The sequence below is a fragment of the Paenibacillus sp. FSL K6-0108 genome (assembly GCF_045040695.1).
GTDB lineage: Bacteria > Bacillota > Bacilli > Paenibacillales > Paenibacillaceae > Paenibacillus > Paenibacillus pabuli_B.
Map to the genome: position 1 here is coordinate 4,995,592 of NZ_CP150288.1, position 15,366 is coordinate 5,010,957.

General features: G+C 45.0%; 18 protein-coding genes and 1 riboswitch. Of the genes, 4 read left to right on the forward strand and 14 right to left on the reverse strand.

Annotated features, from left to right (window positions below; genetic code table 11):
• Positions 1-15: 15 nt before the first annotated feature.
• Positions 16-675, reverse strand: coding sequence for a glycosyltransferase family 2 protein (locus tag MHB49_RS22605; RefSeq protein WP_405153084.1), 660 nt, complete (start codon positions 673-675; stop codon positions 16-18).
• Between the two features lie 184 nt (positions 676-859).
• Between MHB49_RS22605 and MHB49_RS22610 the strand changes: the two genes are divergently transcribed.
• From MHB49_RS22610 to MHB49_RS22625, 4 genes are all read left to right on the forward strand, one after another.
• The gene (locus MHB49_RS22610; RefSeq protein WP_247898279.1) at positions 860-1,600 is read left to right on the forward strand and encodes a GT-D fold domain-containing glycosyltransferase; all 741 of its coding nucleotides are present in this window, start codon (positions 860-862) and stop codon (positions 1,598-1,600) included.
• Between the two features lie 185 nt (positions 1,601-1,785).
• The gene (locus MHB49_RS22615) at positions 1,786-2,055 is read left to right on the forward strand and encodes a hypothetical protein (RefSeq protein ID WP_247898280.1); all 270 of its coding nucleotides are present in this window, start codon (positions 1,786-1,788) and stop codon (positions 2,053-2,055) included.
• A 195-nt stretch (positions 2,056-2,250) separates the two neighbouring features.
• Entirely contained in the window at positions 2,251-2,487 is a 237-nt protein-coding gene (locus tag MHB49_RS22620) for a hypothetical protein (RefSeq protein ID WP_405153085.1), read from the forward strand.
• Positions 2,488-2,720: 233 nt separating this feature from the next.
• Entirely contained in the window at positions 2,721-2,903 is a 183-nt protein-coding gene (locus MHB49_RS22625) for a hypothetical protein (RefSeq protein WP_405153086.1), read from the forward strand.
• 21 nt (positions 2,904-2,924) lie between these two features.
• On the opposite strand, the gene MHB49_RS22630 is transcribed toward MHB49_RS22625, so the two are convergent.
• The 13 genes from MHB49_RS22630 to lysA all read right to left on the reverse strand — a co-directional run bounded on the left by MHB49_RS22630 (position 2,925) and on the right by lysA (position 15,303).
• The gene (locus MHB49_RS22630; RefSeq protein WP_405153087.1) at positions 2,925-3,602 is read right to left on the reverse strand and encodes an N-acetylmuramoyl-L-alanine amidase family protein; all 678 of its coding nucleotides are present in this window, start codon (positions 3,600-3,602) and stop codon (positions 2,925-2,927) included.
• 83 nt (positions 3,603-3,685) lie between these two features.
• Positions 3,686-4,108 (reverse strand): holin family protein, encoded by a 423-nt coding sequence (locus tag MHB49_RS22635; protein WP_405153088.1) that lies wholly within the window; start codon positions 4,106-4,108, stop codon positions 3,686-3,688.
• A gap of 165 nt (positions 4,109-4,273) precedes the next feature.
• Complete coding sequence (gene ytfJ, locus MHB49_RS22640; protein ID WP_405153089.1) at positions 4,274-4,756, reverse strand: GerW family sporulation protein; 483 nt, start codon at positions 4,754-4,756, stop codon at positions 4,274-4,276.
• Between the two features lie 182 nt (positions 4,757-4,938).
• Entirely contained in the window at positions 4,939-5,667 is a 729-nt protein-coding gene (locus MHB49_RS22645; RefSeq protein ID WP_405153090.1) for a DUF2953 domain-containing protein, read from the reverse strand.
• Between the two features lie 194 nt (positions 5,668-5,861).
• The gene (gene scpB, locus MHB49_RS22650; RefSeq protein WP_405153091.1) at positions 5,862-6,524 is read right to left on the reverse strand and encodes an SMC-Scp complex subunit ScpB; all 663 of its coding nucleotides are present in this window, start codon (positions 6,522-6,524) and stop codon (positions 5,862-5,864) included.
• A complete protein-coding gene (locus tag MHB49_RS22655) occupies positions 6,493-7,293 on the reverse strand; it encodes a ScpA family protein (RefSeq protein WP_247898287.1) in 801 nt (266 codons plus the stop codon). The genes scpB and MHB49_RS22655 overlap by 32 nt, the downstream gene beginning before the upstream one ends.
• Before the next feature lie 102 nt (positions 7,294-7,395).
• Positions 7,396-7,863, reverse strand: coding sequence for a 6,7-dimethyl-8-ribityllumazine synthase (gene ribE, locus MHB49_RS22660; protein WP_024630943.1), 468 nt, complete (start codon positions 7,861-7,863; stop codon positions 7,396-7,398).
• Positions 7,864-7,883: 20 nt separating this feature from the next.
• A complete protein-coding gene (locus MHB49_RS22665) occupies positions 7,884-9,122 on the reverse strand; it encodes a bifunctional 3,4-dihydroxy-2-butanone-4-phosphate synthase/GTP cyclohydrolase II (protein ID WP_282189371.1) in 1,239 nt (412 codons plus the stop codon).
• A 57-nt stretch (positions 9,123-9,179) separates the two neighbouring features.
• On the reverse strand, positions 9,180-9,848 hold the full coding sequence (ribE, locus tag MHB49_RS22670; RefSeq protein ID WP_405153092.1) for a riboflavin synthase: 669 nt from the start codon (positions 9,846-9,848) through the stop codon (positions 9,180-9,182).
• Positions 9,849-9,897: 49 nt separating this feature from the next.
• Positions 9,898-11,001, reverse strand: a complete 1,104-nt coding sequence (gene ribD, locus MHB49_RS22675; RefSeq protein WP_076291914.1) for a bifunctional diaminohydroxyphosphoribosylaminopyrimidine deaminase/5-amino-6-(5-phosphoribosylamino)uracil reductase RibD — start codon at positions 10,999-11,001, stop codon at positions 9,898-9,900.
• 471 nt (positions 11,002-11,472) lie between these two features.
• A riboswitch (FMN riboswitch) is annotated at positions 11,473-11,636 on the reverse strand.
• A 129-nt stretch (positions 11,637-11,765) separates the two neighbouring features.
• Positions 11,766-13,079, reverse strand: coding sequence for a hypothetical protein (locus tag MHB49_RS22680; protein WP_405153093.1), 1,314 nt, complete (start codon positions 13,077-13,079; stop codon positions 11,766-11,768).
• A 236-nt stretch (positions 13,080-13,315) separates the two neighbouring features.
• Positions 13,316-13,747 carry a peptidylprolyl isomerase gene (locus MHB49_RS22685; RefSeq protein ID WP_405153094.1) on the reverse strand — a complete coding sequence of 144 codons (432 nt, stop codon included), beginning with the start codon at positions 13,745-13,747 and terminating at the stop codon, positions 13,316-13,318.
• Positions 13,748-13,971: 224 nt separating this feature from the next.
• Positions 13,972-15,303 (reverse strand): diaminopimelate decarboxylase, encoded by a 1,332-nt coding sequence (gene lysA, locus MHB49_RS22690; protein ID WP_405153095.1) that lies wholly within the window; start codon positions 15,301-15,303, stop codon positions 13,972-13,974.
• Between the last annotated feature and the right edge of the window lie 63 nt (positions 15,304-15,366).

Here is a 15,366-nt window from a genome sequence, read left to right on the forward strand (position 1 = left end):
TTTTTCTCCCTATTTCTATGTACTAGCCAATTCAGCAACCAACTCCACTCCTTTCTCATAGGCATGAACTGGACGAAGCCGTGTATCCACATACAATTCATAACCAAGTTGCTGAGCCTGCTCACAGAAGGGAGCATCTTCACCGATCGAATGTGAACCATATCGTACACCCGCTTCAACAACTTCACGTTTAATCAGATATACGGCACCTGTCAAATCCACGGGTATGACTCCCTCTCTGAAATCTGAAATGTGCTTTCCACCAATCATTGCATTATAAGCCTTAATTCTTGGGTGATTTCGAATCAGCATGGCACAGATGTCCTTATCATTTTCAATAAGCTGCTCAAGGCTCTGTTCAGGAATAATGATATCTGTATCAATGGAGAACAGATAATCACAATCGGATTTAAGAAACTCCATCACAAGAATATTCCTTAGTAGCGCCAGATTGTGATAGGAGTACTGACCGCGCAAATGACCGAATGTCTTACCCAAGTTATGAGTCAAGTACGAGATCTGATGATCATTTAAAATTTGTTCTGTCTGATCTTCACTATCATTTAAAATGTACAAAAATTGCTTGTGTACTGTTTGTTGTTTGAGCGACTGCAAGTGCCGCTCCATAATCCATGCCCGGTTTCTCACAGGAGCACCTATGAATACCTTAGCCACCGTTCATCCCTCCCCTTTCACATAGTGTAGACCGATCTTTGCCATTCTTCAGCGTCCAACAAAAAAGACTTTTCACTGAAAGAGGAGAGAGAATAAACCATTTCTTCTATTCTATAAAAGAAGGAGTTGATGAATATGTACAACAAGGACTTGAATCGTTTCATACCAAAAGAGGGTGAAGAGTGTGCTCGGTAGTATTGAATTAATTCATAGCTGGTTCCAAAAAGCTTCAGATGGAGAAGCTCATGCTTCCGTTCGATTTGGGGATGCTTCCAATACCATTCTGGCCCATGGAACCGTCCTAACCATGGATTTCATCAAGTCCCATTACGGGTGGGTGAATGATCCCACATACTGTGGTATTACGTTACCCAATGCAGGTGCAAGAGAAATTATTGTACACTGCTTGAGAAAAGCCGATTACGTTGGTCATTTGACACAGACGGACCACTGGTATTTCAGACCTTTGTTTGATATGTGTCTCGCGTATTACAAGATTGAGCCCAAGGAGACATTCTACGCATTTGAAAATAATTACATTGCCCGGTTTAAGCTGTTCTATGAAACGTTCCAGACCATGCCCATTCTGCTCTGCGGAGCCAAGGCGGTTCAATACAAAGAAGTTCTGGAGCGCCGATACGGTTGGACCAGTATCGTAGCTACTTTGGATTGTCCCTCATGGTCTCATGTGAGCGCAGCCTCCAAAGAGATGGAAGACATCTACAAAAAAACACCTTGGAAAATGGCTCTCGTATGCGCAGGTGCACCTGGTAAGGTATTAGCCATTAAAGCAAAAGAACTTGGATCTGTAGGCATTGATTTTGGCTCAGGAGCAGATGTTGCCATCCAGGCAGACAACGAAAACTTGTACGCTTGGGACTACGAGGGATTCCCGGATTACTGGGAAGGAAGACCGAAAAAATGACCCGTCCAGGGTCTTTTTTGTTGAGTATACATGGGGTTCAAGTGATATTTCATTGCTGTAGTAGTTATTGATAAATTGAACTAACTGACTTATTATGGTTAAGATAACTCCTAATCTATCCTGGTTTAGACTTGCATAAAAAAGAGGAGCACTACTTAGATTATTCAATCGTTGGAGGGAATGTAATGGCATACTCGCAGTCAAAGACCGAAGCAGTGTCAACTCACTTAAGAAATAGATTCATGGAAGGTAATGTAGAAGGGCACGAGATCGTTGTTGCACTGATTAGTATGGTAAAAGCCCAGAAAATTAACATAGACGATGTAGCTCCCATTCTGTTTAACGTGTTTTTTGATAATCCGGAAGGCATTTTATCAGCACTTGAAAAAGCCAGTACTTTGGTTGATGACGAGTTGATTGATTCAATCATCAATGAAGTAAACGAGAACGCCTGAACATACATACAAGGGGAAATTCATTGAAAATCATCTGATTGTTTTTTCGTCATTGTTCTCTCCTCATTTCAGATTTATTTAGTTTATATTGCTCGTTTATGTGCTTCGCGTTATTTTCCATCTCTCCCTGCTTATTCTAAGAATGTACCTTGGCCGAATGACAGGAGAAAAGGAACTAACGAAGGGAGCAACACGATGAATCAAGTAAATAAGGCAATTTTATTATTAGTAGTCATTGAGACCATGCTTGAAGCACTGCACCATATCGAAGTGGACCAGACAGAACTTGTGGATTCGCTAGTTATGCTAGGTTTCGATCCCATTAACATTCTATACGAGACCAATACCATTAGATCTTTCCAGCAAGTGTGCAGAGCCTTTGCTGAACTCGATCTTACAGATGAGGCCCTTTCCGCTTTTTCACAAGAGTAGCTACACCGTTTTAGTAATCAGTAATAATCTAACCGGATATATGTTTCTTTTAAGAAGGAAATGCAAAAAAGTAGAGCTTCAAGTCCCTTGGACTTTGGCTCTATTTTTTTGCAATTTTATATCTGACGGCCTTAACATCCTTTTTTTGAGATCGTATAGAACATGTAGGAGACATCATGGATATCTCCTTCTTCTACATGACTACATGACGCATTTAACGAAAGGATAGCTGTATGAACCAAGATATTCTTGAATTTGTTACAAAGGACGTAAATCACTCGGTAATTGGGGATTCTGCTTTGTCTCACTCACAATATGAACATGAACATCCTGACAAAATTGTAATCATACAAAATTATTATTTTTTGAAAGATGCAGCTCATTTTAATGCTTGGTTAAAAGAACATTGGGGATAATCCCCTCTTTACTTTATCGACCTATTTAGCTTTTTTTCGTCTGCGTTCATCAATTAGAACCTTCAACATCAGCAGTTCTCCGTAGGTCAGCTTCTTCTTGCGTACTTTTTCCACCCAGGCCCATTCGTCAATGATATTGTCGTTATAGGCATCTCCTATGTATTGATCAAGTTCATTCCATGTCCATTGAGCATAATCCAGCACTTTATTCATATTATCTTCATCCTCCGTGACCACTTTTTCCTCAAGTGGATTCAATTTAGAATCGACTGCTCGTTTAAACCGTTCATATTCCTCAGGGGCTTTGATCCAAGGTAATGGACATTCCTTCCATCCAACAACTTCTTTATGTGTAAAAAATACATTGGGAAAGCCACGTTCTTGAATCAAATATGCCGTAAGGTCTACAGTGTTATTAAATGTATCCTCGTGAATGCTGCCATCCTTCTCAATACACATTTCAATTCCCACCGTACTATTGTTTGGATACGTTCCGAGATGGGCTAAAGCTTCCTTCGTGTAGGTCTCACTACCACAATGGTAAGCTAGTTCGTCATCTGGCAGGCTGTTATAGATAGAGGTTCGATCTACAGAGTAATGTGCACTCGCATAACGGCCTTTTCCAACTTGCTGTGCCAAGCTTGCAAAATATGTACTGATGTTTTTGGCCGATGCTCCGGGAGAAGCTGTATAATGCATAACAATTCCTCTTTTAGCCTTCAGTTTTATGCCAGCTCGACTGTATTTATTAACAGGTATGTAGTCCTTTGTGATTGGGAGCATTATATCTTCTCCTTGCCTTCAGCTTGATTTTCCTCACCCCTGAGCTTGAAAAGAGCAGAAGTAATAAATTTCGGAACAGGAAGTCCCAAATTCCCCATATTCTCGAGAATGCTTATCCCTTCTGTACCGATGATAAACATCAGCATGGCATCTCTCATAAAGTCGTTTGAATTGCCAGCAACGATATCCAGCTGATGAGCAATAATGACGAATACAAATGTCAACGACTTGCGTGCAAGCCCCCACCATCCAATCCTGCTGGAAAGTTCTTTTTTGTACCATGCAGATAACACACCGGTGATGTAATCGAGCCCCACAAAAATCGTTACTGCAATAAACAGGTGATCCATCCCTCCAACCAAGTACACCATAGCAGACAATAACCATCCAATTAAAACGGTAAAGATCGTATCTTTTTGCAATTAGCCTTCCCCCTTCAACATCTTTTTCATGTTTAGGTTAGGCGGAACAAAGGGATTAGTCTCATTAGATAATGATCACTTGGGTTATTTTCAACCGCATATCACTAAAAAACAGCAAAAATCCCTCTCGCATATGCGCTGCGGAAGGGATTTCAACCGATTTTTTTAGCTGTACGTAGAAGGATCAGGTGTGACAGGAATGCCTGACTCTGTAGGGTTTGCTGCATTCCGATTGCGGAACATGTCCTGAATCCGGTCCATCACATAAGGTGTGGAATCAATCAGTTTCTCGAAAAGATGCGTAGAATTGTCAAGCGGAACGATGTGAACGCCCTGTTTGCCAACCACGAGGAACGCGATAGGACGAATGGATACGCCGCCCCCGCTTCCGCCTCCAAATGGTGAGTGAACTGATGCGGAACTTGCATGCTCGGTAGAGCTGCTTCCGTTGCCACCTTTGCTGCTTCCATCGTTTACATGAAAATCACTGCCACCTGCAGCGAATCCAAATCCGACTTTACTGATCGGCAGGATTACAGTACCATCAGGTGTTTCAACCGCATCGCCCACGATTGTATTGACATCCACCATGGCCTTGATATTCTCCATTGCGGTTTCCATTAAGCCTTGAATTGGATGATCTGACATTTAAATTCCCTCCAGTTTCATTTTAAACTAGGTTTGATCTAACCATATCATCCCCAAACTTAATGGGACTTATGTAAATAGCATTAACTACACCGTGATCAAATAATTCATATCGTTTACATGGCAAAGCATACATTACACATAGCCGAAACAGGGTATAAGGACAACACAGCAAATCCCAGCTATAAATCGGATTTGCTGTGCCTCTTGAGCTTCAGCTTGCGTCTGCGCCGTTGTTCTTTTAAGAGTTTGAACCACATCCGCCATCCTCCCTCCACTTGAAGCACTCGGGTTAATAACGTAAGCACTGCAACCATGACTGCTGTAATACGGATCTTTAGTTTCCAATCCAGCTCGGTTTGGAACTCCATCTCGTCTTCCCACACCGGCTCAACTTGTAACATTGGCGTTTGTTCAAAACGGATTTGATAAGAGAGGTATCCAACGATAATCGACTTAATACTCCATATCCAACCAATGAGAATAGCCGTATACGCCGCGTCACCGACTCCTACACGGGTAGACCAGAATAAATGAGTCATATGTACACGAGTTAGCGTTTGTTTGATCCAGAGTTTCAGTGCCTCCGTTGCCCGAAGCATGACTTTTACATCTTTTGCCCATTTTTTGACTTTACGTTTATTCACACGCTCGCTGCTCTGGGCTTCTCCCCTTGAATGATTCATTCGCTGTTCTGTCTTGACCAGGAAACCTTCCTTCATATTACGAAAAACAATACTGGGAATTTCATAGTTAATACGCACAGTGCCATATAACAGACGAACCGTAATCTTTGCATAATCATCATGATTATGTTTCCTAAATGTAAAATGCACATGAACATACGAGATGAGGACTGCGACAAGAAGCAGTGCGATCAACAAGCCGATTCCTCCAAGCCAAATCCACACAGGCCTTACCTCCAAGCCCTCAATTCTTTTCTCGTCTAGTATGGCACTCTATATTGCAAAAAATTCACGTCCGACCTGAAAATTCCATAAATCTTTGGGCGGTCCACCTTGAAATACATTCTTAATACCACGTCAAAAAAACCGATCCCTAAAAAGGTACCGGTTTTGTAATCATCCAAAGTCCAAAGTCAAAGCTATGAATTCAAAGCATCATCTTCATCCGTTATATCATTTGCATCTGCATCGTCTTCAAGATTTGTACTATCCAGGTTCAGGTCCGCATGCTGCACATCCAATTTTTCAAAAAGCAACTGCGTTTCCTCCTCCAGGTTTTCGGAATCTTCAAACAATCCTGGCTCAGGTAGATCTTTGAGCGAAGCTAATCCAAAGTAATCCAAAAAAGACTTGGTCGTGCCATATAGAATGGGGCGTCCAATGGCCTCAGCCCGTCCCACTTCCTGGATCAGATCCTTGTTCACAAGTGTATGAATGGCACGTTCCGACTTTACGCCACGAATCTCCTCAATCTCCACCCGTGTGATGGGTTGACGATACGCCACAATCGCTAACGTCTCCAGAGCCGCTTGGGATAAAGAGGTACGTGCAGGTGAATAAGCCAATTTCTCAAAATAAGCCGCATGTTCAGGCAAGGTACCCAATTGGACGACCCCTGCAATTTTAAGTATTTGTACGCCTCGCCCCTGGTTGGCAAATTCAGCGATCATTTCCTCAATCGCATCCGACACCAGTTCGGTTCGTTGATCCACGATTTCGGCGATTTGTTTAATGCTCAGCCCCTCTTCTCCGGACAAAAACAGCAGGCCTTCAATAATCGATTTCAATTTCGGAAAATCCATGATTCTTTGTTTCCCCTCTCCACTCCATAACGATATCCTCAAACATCCGCTCCTGATAACATACGATCTGCTTCATCTTCATGAGCTCAAGCACCGCCAGAAACGTGACGACAATCTCATGCCGGTAGATCTGGTTATCCAACAGCTTCGAAAATAACAGCCTGCCTCCCGGCCCCATACTTTCCAAAGCGCCAACGACATCACGAATGCGATCTTTAACCGAGATTTCATCGCGTTGGATCCTCGTTACAGTTGTCCGCTTCTCCGCCTTGCGCAGCGCCTTCTGGAACGCAGCAATCAGATCCGAGGTATGCAAACCCTCAACCGGATTCGATTGTGCTTCTACAGGCATATACGGTCGCAAATCCTCGGGCTCCTTTGAGAAAATAAGGCTGCGTTCCCACTCCCGTTCATGTAAGTGCCGCGCAATTCCCTTGTATTTGCGATATTCAATCAGACGTGCAATCAGTTCTGCACGTGGATCATAATCTTCATCTTCCATATATGCATAATCCTCGAAGTCCTCAATTACCGGAGGTTTGGGCAGTAATAGTTTGCTCTTGATCGACAGAAGTGTTGCTGCCATTACCAGAAATTCACTCGTAATATCCAACTCCAGCTCCTGCATCGAATGCAGATACGCCATATATTGATCGGTAATATCGCTGATGGGAATATCCTGGATATGAATCTCTGCCTTATCAATCAGATGAAGCAGCAGATCCAAAGGCCCTTCAAAAGTCTCCAGTTTGTATGTAACTACCGTCACTAGACGAATCCTCCCGCCAGAAAAATAAAAACCCCCGCTAAGCCGCCGAATCCGGTCTCCCGTTTTCGTCTGCGCAGAGCAGGGCACTATATTAAATAAGCACTATTTTAGCTGTTTCGTCAAGTTCGCCATTTCAATAGCGGCAGTAGCTGCATCCCAGCCTTTGTTTCCTGCCTTTGTTCCAGCACGTTCAATGGCCTGTTCAATATTCTCTGTTGTAACCAAACCGAAGATCGTAGGTACGCCTGTTTTCAGGTTAATTGCAGCTACACCCTTCGCCATCTCATTGCACACATAATCATAATGTGTCGTTGAACCCCGGATAACCGTTCCCAACGTAATGACAGCATCGTATTTTCCACTTTCGGCCATTTTTTGGGCAATCAACGGGATTTCAAAGGCTCCTGGAACCCACGCTACATCCACTTCATCATCTTGTACTCCGTGACGTTTGAACGCATCCAATGCTCCGCTGAGCAATTTGCTTGTAATAAACTCGTTAAACCGTCCTACAACCACTCCATATTTTAATCCTTCCGATACCAAATGTCCTTCAAAAAAGTGTGGCATTCAAGTCATCTCCCTAATTGTCAATTTTTTTCTTCATTTTGTTCAATATCGTCGAACTTCAGCATATGGCCAAGCTTCGACTGCTTCGTGTGCAGGTAGACCGTATTATCCTCATTCTCTTCCATCTGAATCGGAACTCGTTCCACCACTTCAAGTCCGTAACCTTCAAGTCCTTTAATTTTGCGTGGATTGTTGGTTAACAACCGAATTTGTCGAACACCTAGATCCTTAAGAATTTGGGCACCAATGCCGTAATCTCGCAGATCAGCTGCAAATCCAAGCTTCAGATTGGCATCCACAGTGTCCAGACCTTCCTCTTGCAGTTTGTAAGCTTTGAGTTTGTTAATCAGTCCAATACCGCGGCCTTCCTGTCTCATATATAGCAGGACGCCATTGCCTTCGTCATGAATCTGTTTCAATGCTGCATCGAATTGTGGACCACAGTCACATCGATGAGAATGGAATACATCCCCTGTGAGACATTCGGAGTGTACGCGGACCAGTACTGGCTTCGATCCATCAATTTCGCCTTTAACCAAAGCGACATGCTCCTTGTTGTCCACCGCATTGGTGTACGCCACCGCCTGGAATTCACCAAAGTCCGTTGGCATACGCACAGCTACTTCGCGTTGAACCAACTGTTCCTTCTCATTCCGGTACCGAATCATGTCTTGAATGCTGATTAGTTTCAGATCATGCTTGCGGGCGATCTCCTGAAGATCCGGAAGTCTGGCCATTGTACCATCTTCCTTGATCACTTCACAGATAACACCTGCCGGGTAGGAACCGCACATAATGGCTAGATCTACAGCCGCTTCCGTATGTCCCGCACGCCGCAGTACACCGCCATCCTTGGCGATAAGTGGGAACATGTGGCCAGGCTTGCGGAAATCTCCGCTTTTCGCTTCGGGATCAATTAGACCCTTGACTGTAATGGAGCGTTCATGAGCCGAGATGCCCGTTGTGGTGTCTTTATGATCTACAGAGACGGTAAAAGCCGTTCCATGAAAGTCCGTATTTTGCTGAACCATAGGTTTCAGGTTAAGTTCATCGGCACGTTGCTGTGTAATGGGAACACATACCAGACCTCTGCCTTCAGTAATCATGAAATTGATCACTTCAGGTGTAGCCTTTTCGGCCAAAGCGATAAAGTCGCCTTCATTCTCCCGATCCTCATCATCCACCACAATAACAGGTTTACCCTGCATCAGATCGTAGATGGCTTCCTCAATAGGATTCAGAATGGATTGCTCTGACATAGGTCACCCTCCAGTTTCCATTTCAATTTATATTTGTATTAAATCAATTACGATTAGTTAAGCAAATCCGTGATTAGACAGGAATTCCTCACTGATACTTCGCGGTTTACCCGCACCGTTCTTTTCATGTCCCTTGCTATAATGAAGCAGATGATCCACATATTTGCCCAAAATATCACACTCAATATTGATGGTGTCACCCGTCTTTTTCACATTTAATACGGTCTCACCGATGGTATGTGGAATAATGGATACAGTGAATGCAGTCTGCGAAGTATGCACAACGGTCAGACTAATTCCGTCCAGGGTTACAGACCCTTTGGGTATCAGATATTTGAACAGCTGCGTATCATCAGGTTTGATCTCGAAAACAATTGCATTCTGGTCACGTGTAATGCTGCCAATGACCCCAGTGCCATCGACATGGCCCTGAACGATATGCCCGCCAAAACGACCACCTGACAGCATGGCCCGCTCCAGATTAACTTTGCTGCCGAATTGCAATTGACTTAGATTGGTATGTCGATATGTCTCAGGCATCACATCAGCAGTAAATCCGCCACCCTCCAGGGTTGTCGCAGTTAAGCATACCCCGTTTACAGCTACACTATCGCCAATCTTCAGATCGTTCATGATGGCGGAAGCTCCGATATTCAGGACCATCGCTTCACCTTTCCGACCAATACGCCGGATCTGACCGACTTCTTCCACCAAACCGGTAAACATGCTACCGCCTCCTTTATTTATTTCGTTATTGTTAATTCAATCAATTCATTTATTCAGGCCAAACCGGAATTCCGCCAATGCTAATATTATCTCCAACTTGCTCAATTTCCAGCTGATGCAATTGAATCGCCTGACTCATGCGCTCTACACCCTCGAAGCGGAAACTGCCTGGTGTTTCGTATCCTCCGACAATTTTCGGAGCAATGAACATGAGCAGTCGATCTACCAACCGCGCTTCCAGCATGGCACCATTTAGAGTGCCCCCGCCTTCAAGCAGAATCGAACCAATTTCACGCTCACCAAGCTTGCTGAGTGCACTCAACAGATCGACACGTGGTCCAGGACCACAGCGTATGATCTCCACACCATAGGCTTCCAGCCGCTCAGCCGCTTCAGGACTAGCCTCATCCGTTGTAAGCACCCAGGTTGGTGCAAGACCATCCTTGACCATTTTGGCCCCTACAGGCAGACGCAGCTTGGAATCCACCACGATTCGTACCGGGCTGATCCCTTCCACTTGCAAGCGGGTTGTAAGCTCCGGATTGTCAGCAATGACCGTTTCCACACCAACCATAATTCCCTGATGACGATGGCGAAGAGCATGGACGATCTCGCGAGCTGACTCGTTGGAGATCCATTTGCTGTCACCGCTGCGCGTAGCAATTTTGCCATCCAGTGTAGATGCCGTCTTCAGAGTCACAAAAGGGAGACCTGTTGTAATGTATTTAATGAATTTCTCGTTCATCCGTCTTCCGCGCTCACGCAACACTCCAACTTCAACTTCGATCCCTTGTTGACGCAGCATGCTGATCCCTCTGCCGGAGACTTGCGGATTCGGATCTTCGCAGCACACGACGACACGTTTCACTTTCTCATGAATGAGACGTTCGCTGCATGGTGGAGTCTTTCCGTAATGACTGCAAGGTTCAAGCGTAACGTACACGGTACTACCTTCAGCATCACTGCCCGCCATGTTCAGTGCATGAACCTCAGCATGACCCGTTCCCCGTTTAAGATGACTTCCAAGGCCCACGATTCGCCCTTCTTTTACAACGACACACCCTACGACCGGATTGATTCCAGTCTGCCCTTGGGCCCGTTCTGCCATATCCAGTGCCAGCGCCATATAAAATTCATCATTAATCATTTCCAAATCCGTTCACCCCACGGTTAAAATCTTGAGTTTAGACCTCCCTTCCAACAGAGAGGCATGTTCCATATCCAATAAGAAAAACGTCTATCGAAGTACTCCTAGGAAGCCAGACCGCGTTTAAAGGAATTTTTTCTTGCAATATCAGGAACATCATGCTTCGAAGTTTTTACATTACTGATATTATAAAAAAATCCCCGTCGAACAATCCGTTCGATGGGGATGATGAGAGACATGTGTCACCAGCAGTAACTTTGATACAGCACCAACAACACTTCGCCCAAACTTCATTTCTGGCAAGTGAAAACAGACACATACCTTAAATGAACTTTAATTACAGGTAAAGAGCTTCTATGATGTGGCATATGTATGAAGATTGCCGGAAAAGTAACCGGATTTCTCCCTGCACAGGAAATGAATTCGTCAAAAACTGTACAGCAACACTACTGCGGAATGCGGTCCTGCGGACTGCACCCTCTCCTTCTCCCATCCAGACTATACTGTCGGTTCTGGAATTACACCAGATCAGCCATCTGCCACAGGCAGACGGGTCACGGACTTTGCATCAATGCTGGATAGATATCCTCACATACTGCATCACCGCCGGTAGGGAATTGCACCCTGCCCTGAAGGATTCGCTTTCGTTATTAATTGGATGTTAGCACTTTAATGCCAAAAAATCAATTGTTTTTTGTTCCTTTTTGTCACATACTAACTTTTAATAAGCTTTGACATACCTAAAACCGCAACTCTTCCGAGATACGAAGCTACAGATCAGGAAAACACCAGCTTGCCATATGTTTCAAATCCTTGGCGTTATGAAACGGAATCCGATCCGGTTCTGGCTGAGACGCCGCAGGGGCTGGCATATCCCGGGCAACCCTTCTGACCCAGCTCGTGGAATCGATGGCAATTGCCGAACATTGCCATCGTTCATCCGGTCGTGGACGAACGGTCAGGATCAAATCTGCTTTTCCGGGCATCTCAGCAAAAACACCATCCAAATATTCGACAATGGCACGCTTTTCCTTAACTTCATGACAGTATACAGTAATCCATGCGCCTTCACGTACCCGAACTGCATATACGTCTCCGGGCTGTACTTCACCGATTCCGGCGTCAGGAGACTTTTTGGGCGCTTTGACATAAACTACTTTTCTGCTTTCAAAAGCCCCGACAATCGTCTCTTTCAGCGGTGGATATGGTCCTGGCCTCTCCTCAAGGGAAACATCACTGCAGTCATAATCACCGAATATGTTGATCAGATTTTTTTCATTCACGCCAACAGACGAATTCCACCAGGCCAGAGGTGCCTGCACTTCAACCCGAACGTTTGGCCGCTGGTCCCGATTGACGTACAACGTGAATGACGTGATCATGCCTGGATGCTCGGGCGTATCCAGAATGCCGATTAAAGCTAACGTTTCCAGCAGATCACGGTACACATATATCTTTTTAGCCGGCAGGAGACGTTCTTTCTTCAGTAATTCTGCTGCCTTGCTATAACGTGTGTTGGGAGGCAAGTTACGAAGCACAGTCAACACAGCACGGAATGTCCAGCGATCGTATGCGTTTGGAACAGGCAGTTCCTGCGATTCAGACAGCTCTCTGAGAGCGAGTACATGTCCAAGGATATCACCATCCAGCGGTGTACCGTTCGTCATCCGCCAATACCATTGCAGCGACGTGTCTACTCCCTCATCTGCTGACAATCCGCAGACCTGACAGGTATTCATGGATGGATATGGGGTAAGTTCATGGTCCGGCATACTGCTCGCGATGAGTTTGCCTGTCAGGAGCGAACGCCAGATCATGGGTGCCGACCACATAGAAGCCACGAAGCACTGCGCTGTTTCCTGAAGCGTCCAACGCTTAGCCAGTGTTTTCAGTTCACTAACGGTCTCATCATGCTGTGGCTTCACAAATTGATTCGGAAGATGGCCAGCCATCTTGAGACCTTCGAGATCTTGGCTGGAAATGCTCTTTGGAACGACATGTCTTGAAGCCTGCAACTCCTCGTCCCACAACATTTTCTCACTATAAATTTGTTGAAGCAGTTTAAGCTGTTGAACAATATCCAATGTTTCAGAACATCCTCTCCTGATGGTAAACCCGATGGCAGACGAAACACACACTTTTGGTTTCCCAGCTTGATTTATAGCCAGAATAACCCAGAATGGGCCTTCATGCCAGTTCCTTTTAGCTTATTTGGGACCAGTCATATATGCAAAAAGGCTAGAAAATGCAAAAAAACCCTGGTACTTCTGTAACAGAAGTACCAGGGTTTGCTCAGTCGTCTGAAGTTTTGTAGATTGGATTAAGCTTCTACAACTTCAACAGTTTCCATTTTGTCGCGACCTTCGAAAGCGTCCACGAATTCCATACCTTTGGAAACTTTACCAAATACAGTATGTTGTCCATCCAAATGTGGCTGCGGTTGGTAGCAGATGTAGAACTGGCTTCCGCCTGTGTTGCGGCCTGCATGCGCCATAGCCAAAGTTCCGCGCTCATGTTTGTTCGGGTTGATTTCACAGTTAATTGTGTAACCTGGACCGCCTGCACCGCTACCGTTAGGGCATCCGCCTTGAGCTACAAAGCCCGGAATAACACGGTGGAATACAAGACCGTTGTAGAAACCGGAGTTAGCCAGTTTCTCAAAGTTTGCTACCGTGTTTGGAGCTTCTTGATCGAACAAATCGATTACAACTTCTCCGCCGTTTGCCATTTTGATTTTCGCTTGTTTCGCCATATGTAAATGACTCCTTTCGTATTGACCATCGTTAATGGTGCCAGAACGCATGACCCTGGGCCAAGCTTTATAGCACTTTTCTTAGTGTACACCGAAAATGGATGGATCGCAAAATAATCAGCAAGATTTTTTTCAAAATCCGGCCCTTAAGAGTAAAAGAAGACAAAAAAGGCTGAACCCTTTTTTGTCTTCTCCATGTAGAACTCCGCTATTTGGTTCTTACATTAACGAGTAACTGGCTGTTTTGCAATGCGCTCAGGTACCAGATCATTCTGGATGATGTCCTGATACGTCTCACGGCGTACCACAACGTCTCCTTGGCCGTCTTTGACAAACACAACTGCAGGACGACGAATCCGGTTGTAGTTGCTTGCCATAGAGTAGTTGTACGCACCTGTGCAAGCTACTGCAAGCAGATCGCCGCTTTGCACTTTAGGCAGATCCAGATCCCAAATCAGCATATCGCCGCTCTCACAGCATTTACCAGCAACAGATACCGTTTCCTGAGCAGCCTCATTTGCACGGTTTGCCAATACGGCTTCATATTTGGACTCATACAGTGCCGGACGCGGATTGTCTGTCATTCCGCCATCTACAGCTACGTATTTGCGAACTCCTGGAATATCTTTGCTTGTTCCAACAGTGTAGATCGTTGTTCCCGCTTCACCTACGATGCTGCGGCCCGGTTCAACCCAGATCTCAGGCACGGCATAGCCGATTTGAGCAAAATGATTTTTCACCGCATCGGTGATGGCTTTTACGTATTGTGAAACTTCAAGCGGTGTATCCCCATCAATATAACGGATACCGAACCCACCGCCCAGATTAACTACTTTAAACGCAACGTTAAGACGCTCATACACATTTGCTGCAAACTCCGCAACGCGTTGAACTGCCATTTGGAATCCTTCCACTTCGAAAATTTGGGATCCGATATGTGAATGCACACCGAGTAACACCAAGTTCGACTGTTTGGAAGCCAGTTCAATAGCTTCAAATGCCGTTCCATTGCCGATGTCGAATCCAAATTTGGAATCCGTTTGTCCTGTTGAAATATATTCATGGGTATGCGCTTCAACGCCAGGCGTCACACGCAGCAAAATGTTGACTTTGCGATTTTTGTCCGCGGCTACAGCTTGCAGCAAGTGAAGCTCATTGAAGTTATCCACAACGAAACAGCCAATCTCTGCATCAAGCGCCATTTCAATCTCTTCCAACGTTTTGTTGTTGCCATGGAAGTGAATGCGCTCTGCCGGGAAACCGGCTTGCAGGGCCGTGAACAATTCACCATCGGATACGACGTCCAGGGAAAGTCCTTCTTCGGCTGCAAGAGCACACATGGCCATCACGCAGAACGCTTTACTTGCATAAGCAACCTGAAATCCAAGGCCGGAAGCGCGAAATGCTTCCATGTACTCTCTGCAACGCTCGCGAACCAATTGCTCGTCCACAACGTACAGTGGAGTTCCAAATTGTTCCTTCAAATCCGTTGTATCCACGCCACCAATTTCGAGATGGCCCTGTGCATTTATTTTACTTGTACCATGTAAATACATAATCTGCATTCCTCACTTTTTATATACTGGAACAGCTGTTATTCCAATGATTTTACACCAGTA

What these genes read in the sequence shown, in the direction of transcription:
- ytfJ (WP_405153089.1), bottom strand. Translation starts at nt 4,756, where the DNA reads ATGTCAGATCATCCAATTCAAGGCTTAATGGAAACCGCAATGGAGAAT.
- ribE (WP_024630943.1), bottom strand. Translation starts at nt 7,863, where the DNA reads ATGCCACACTTTTTTGAAGGACATTTGGTATCGGAAGGATTAAAATAT.
- MHB49_RS22620 (WP_405153085.1), top strand. Translation starts at nt 2,251, where the DNA reads ATGAATCAAGTAAATAAGGCAATTTTATTATTAGTAGTCATTGAGACC.
- MHB49_RS22665 (WP_282189371.1), bottom strand. Translation starts at nt 9,122, where the DNA reads ATGTCAGAGCAATCCATTCTGAATCCTATTGAGGAAGCCATCTACGAT.
- MHB49_RS22625 (WP_405153086.1), top strand. Translation starts at nt 2,721, where the DNA reads ATGAACCAAGATATTCTTGAATTTGTTACAAAGGACGTAAATCACTCG.
- ribE (WP_405153092.1), bottom strand. Translation starts at nt 9,848, where the DNA reads ATGTTTACCGGTTTGGTGGAAGAAGTCGGTCAGATCCGGCGTATTGGT.
- MHB49_RS22615 (WP_247898280.1), top strand. Translation starts at nt 1,786, where the DNA reads ATGGCATACTCGCAGTCAAAGACCGAAGCAGTGTCAACTCACTTAAGA.
- lysA (WP_405153095.1), bottom strand. Translation starts at nt 15,303, where the DNA reads ATGTATTTACATGGTACAAGTAAAATAAATGCACAGGGCCATCTCGAA.
- scpB (WP_405153091.1), bottom strand. Translation starts at nt 6,524, where the DNA reads ATGGATTTTCCGAAATTGAAATCGATTATTGAAGGCCTGCTGTTTTTG.
- MHB49_RS22630 (WP_405153087.1), bottom strand. Translation starts at nt 3,602, where the DNA reads ATGCATTATACAGCTTCTCCCGGAGCATCGGCCAAAAACATCAGTACA.
- MHB49_RS22685 (WP_405153094.1), bottom strand. Translation starts at nt 13,747, where the DNA reads ATGGCGAAACAAGCGAAAATCAAAATGGCAAACGGCGGAGAAGTTGTA.